Annotated in this window: 4 protein-coding genes; 1 reads left to right on the forward strand and 3 read right to left on the reverse strand. The window is 63.9% G+C overall.

Annotation, left to right across the window (positions count from 1 at the left end):
- Nucleotides 1-397 (forward strand): hypothetical protein (locus ACVOKO_RS19345; protein WP_346500999.1); only part of this gene is annotated, 397 nt, incomplete at its 5' end.
- On the opposite strand, the gene acnB is transcribed toward ACVOKO_RS19345, so the two are convergent.
- Genes acnB through ACVOKO_RS19360 form a run of 3 tightly spaced genes read right to left on the reverse strand, consistent with a single transcriptional unit; the run spans nucleotide 364 to nucleotide 3,623 of the window.
- Nucleotides 364-2,955 carry a bifunctional aconitate hydratase 2/2-methylisocitrate dehydratase gene (gene acnB, locus ACVOKO_RS19350; RefSeq protein WP_346501001.1) on the reverse strand — a complete coding sequence of 864 codons (2,592 nt, stop codon included), beginning with the start codon at nucleotides 2,953-2,955 and terminating at the stop codon, nucleotides 364-366. The genes ACVOKO_RS19345 and acnB overlap by 34 nt on opposite strands.
- A 39-nt stretch (nucleotides 2,956-2,994) precedes the next feature.
- Nucleotides 2,995-3,393, reverse strand: a complete 399-nt coding sequence (locus ACVOKO_RS19355) for a type II toxin-antitoxin system VapC family toxin (RefSeq protein WP_346501003.1) — start codon at nucleotides 3,391-3,393, stop codon at nucleotides 2,995-2,997.
- Entirely contained in the window at nucleotides 3,390-3,623 is a 234-nt protein-coding gene (locus ACVOKO_RS19360; RefSeq protein WP_346501005.1) for an AbrB/MazE/SpoVT family DNA-binding domain-containing protein, read from the reverse strand. Before ACVOKO_RS19360 ends, ACVOKO_RS19355 begins: the two co-directional genes overlap by 4 nt.
- Between the last annotated feature and the right edge of the window lie 155 nt (nucleotides 3,624-3,778).

A 3,778-nucleotide genomic window follows, 5' to 3' on the forward strand; every position in this document is an offset into this window, starting at 1 on the left:
AACCGGGGTCGATGAACAACCGACATCTCCGCAATCCGATGCTGCATCAGCTTCGCGGCGAAAGCCGCACCGACATGCGAATCCCAGCGAATTTTTGGGAGCGGCGTTAGGCGCGAAGCCGGGGTCGATGAAGGACCGGAATTTCCGCAATCTGATGCGGCATCAGCTTCGCGGCTTACGCCGCTCCCACAAGCTACCATCGACGCCATCGCCACCATTGCGACCGCTGCAATCGCCGCTGCAGGTTCAGCAGGCAACAAAAAACCCCGGCTTGCGCCGGGGTTTTTCGTTCAACCATTACCAATCAGCTACAACCAACCATTACTGCTCAGCTGCAACCAACCATTACTACTCAACCACAGCTCAGGCGTTGACCGAATCGGCCACGTCCTTGTAATCGCTGATCTGGTCGAAGTTCATGTAGCGGTAGATCTCGCTGCCGGCAGCATCCAGCACGCCGACATCGGCCATGTACTCTTCCTTGGTCGGGATGCGGCCCAGCCGCGAGCAGATTGCAGCCAGTTCGGCCGAACCCAGGTACACGTTGGTGTTGCGACCCAGACGGTTCGGGAAGTTGCGGGTCGAGGTCGACATCGCGGTGGAGCCTTCGCGGATCTGCGCCTGGTTGCCCATGCACAGCGAGCAGCCCGGCATTTCCATGCGTGCGCCAGCAGCACCGAAGGTGCCGTAGACGCCTTCCTTGGTCAGCTCGGAGGCGTCCATCTTGGTCGGCGGTGCAACCCACAGACGGGTCGGGATGTCGCGCTTGCCTTCCAGCAGCTTGGCAGCGGCACGGAAGTGACCAATGTTGGTCATGCACGAACCGATGAACACTTCGTCGATCTTGGCACCGGCCACTTCCGACAAGGTCTTCACGTCGTCCGGGTCGTTCGGGCAGGCCACGATCGGCTCGTGGATGTCGGCCAGGTCGATCTCGATGACGGCGGCGTACTCGGCGTCGGCATCACCCTGCAGCAGTTCCGGGTTGGCCAGCCATGCTTCCATCTTCTCGATGCGACGGGCCAGCGAACGTGCGTCCTGGTAACCCTCGGCAATCATCCACTTCAGCAGCGTGATGTTACTGGTGAGGTACTCGATGATCGGCTCCTTGTTCAGGTGCACCGAGCAACCAGCGGCCGAACGCTCAGCCGAAGCATCGGACAGTTCGAACGCCTGCTCGACCTTCAGGTCCGGCAGACCTTCGATTTCCAGGATGCGGCCGGAGAAGATGTTCTTCTTGCCCGCCTTGGCCACGGTCAGCAGACCGGACTTGATCGCGTACAGCGGAATCGCGTTGACCAGGTCACGCAGGGTCACGCCCGGCTGCATCTTGCCCTTGAAGCGCACCAGCACCGACTCCGGCATGTCCAGCGGCATGACGCCGGTGGCAGCGGCGAAGGCGACCAGGCCCGAACCGGCCGGGAACGAAATGCCGACCGGGAAACGGGTGTGCGAGTCACCACCGGTACCGACGGTGTCAGGCAGCAGCATGCGGTTGAGCCAGCTGTGGATCACGCCGTCGCCCGGACGCAGCGAGACGCCACCACGGGTGGAGATGAATTCCGGCAGGGTGTGGTGGGTCTTGACGTCCACCGGCTTCGGGTAGGCAGCGGTGTGGCAGAACGACTGCATCACCAGGTCGGCCGAGAAGCCCAGGCAGGCCAGGTCCTTCAGCTCGTCACGGGTCATCGGACCGGTGGTGTCCTGCGAGCCTACCGAGGTCATCTTCGGTTCGCAGTAGGTGCCCGGGCGCATGCCCTTGCCTTCCGGAAGGCCACAGGCGCGGCCAACCATCTTCTGCGCCAGCGAGTAACCCTTGCCGGTGTCGGCCGGCTGCACCGGCAGACGGAACAGCTCGGTCACCGGCAGGCCCAGCGCTTCGCGCGCCTTGGCGGTCAGGCCACGGCCGATGATCAGCGGAATGCGGCCACCGGCGCGCACTTCGTCGAACAACACGTCGCTCTTGACCTGGAACTCGGCGATCACTTCGCCGTTCTTCAGTGCTTTGCCGTCGTACGGACGCAGCTCGACGACATCGCCGTGCTCCATCTTCGACACGTCCAGCTCGATCGGCAGTGCGCCGGCATCTTCCATGGTGTTGTAGAAGATCGGGGCGATCTTCGAACCCAGGCACACGCCGCCGAAGCGCTTGTTCGGGATGAAGGGGATGTCTTCACCGGTGAACCACAGCACCGAGTTGGTGGCGGACTTGCGGCTGGAACCGGTGCCGACAACGTCGCCGACATAGGCAACCAGGTTGCCCTTTTCCTTCAGCGACAGGATTTCCTGGATCGGGCCGCGCTTGCCATCTTCTTCCGGCACGAACGGCGCGTCGGGACGCTTGTTCTTCAGCATCGCCAGCGCATGCAGCGGGATGTCCGGGCGGGTGGTGGCGTCCGGTGCCGGCGACAGGTCGTCGGTATTGGTTTCGCCCGGCACCTTGAACACGGTGATGGACAGGCTCTGCGGCACTTCCGGCTTGCTGGTGAACCACTCGGCATCGGCCCAGCTCTGCAGCACGCCCTGTGCATGGGCGTTGCCGGCCTTGGCCTTTTCCTGCACGTCATGGAAGGCATCAAACACCAACAGGGTGTGCTTCAGGCCGCTGGCGGCGATGGCACCGACTTCGGCGTCGTCAAGCAGCTGGATCAGCGGCGCGACGTTGTAGCCGCCGAGCATGGTGCCCAGCAGTTCGGTGGCGCGCGCGCGGCTGATCAGCGCGTTCTTCTCGCTGCCGAAGGCAATGGCGGCCAGGTACGAAGCCTTGACCTTGGCAGCGTCATCGACGCCGGCCGGCACGCGGTGGGTGATCAGGTCGAGCAGGAACTCGGCCTCACCCGCCGGCGGGTTCTTCAGCAGCTCGATGACGTCGGCCGTCTGCTGTGCGGTCAGCGGCAACGGCGGGATGCCAAGCGCGGCGCGCTCGGCTACGTGGTGGCGGTAGGCTTCCAACATGACAACTCCCGGGTGTAACGGTTAAAGAATGGATTGGGCTCAGCTTTGCGGCACGATCAGCTTCAGGCCCTTGAAGTAGTCGCGATAAAACGTGTCGTTCCAGGTGATCAGGCCATCGCACTGCAGCAGTGCGTGGGCGCCCACCATGAAATCGTCGATGCGGCGGGTTTCGCCGCTGCGTTGGCGATGGCGGCGGTGCATCTCGCCGGCACGCAACGCGGATTTGGCTTCCAGCGGATTGAAATGGACACCCATTTCTTCCAAAGCGCCCTGCACCTCGGCGCCGCCGCGCAGTGATGCGCAGATCTCGGCCAGGGTGGTACCGCAGATGACCACCCGGCCACCGACCAGCGCCTGCCGCAGGCAGGCCTCCACCGCGTCGGCGCGGGGGCCATCGCTGAGCAGTTCGATCAGGACCGGGGAGTCGACCGCGATCATGCCTGGTCGGCCTCGTCACGGACGGTGCGTACGGCCTGCTCGGCCGACTCGAAACCGTCCAGCGCGAACTTGCCGCGGGCACGGGAAATGGCGTCGTCCACGCTCTTGCGCAGGATGATGCGGCTGCCCTCCAGCTCAACCTTGAGCTGGGTGCCCTTGGTCAGGCCCAGGGCGTCGCGTACGGCTTTGGGCAGAGTGATCTGCCCGCGTTCAGCTACGGTGGCTTCCATGGGACCTCCAATGAAGTATGTACGAATTATACATACTTCCGTCGGCATACCCCAAACCACTGCAGTACTGCCGAGCCGTGCCGCCGAAAGCCACACCTGTAGTGGGGGGGGCGAGGGGGGGGGGGGCGGGCCAGGTTAGACAACGGGGGAGCGCG

The sequence above is a fragment of the Stenotrophomonas sp. STEN240 genome, assembly GCF_056756175.1.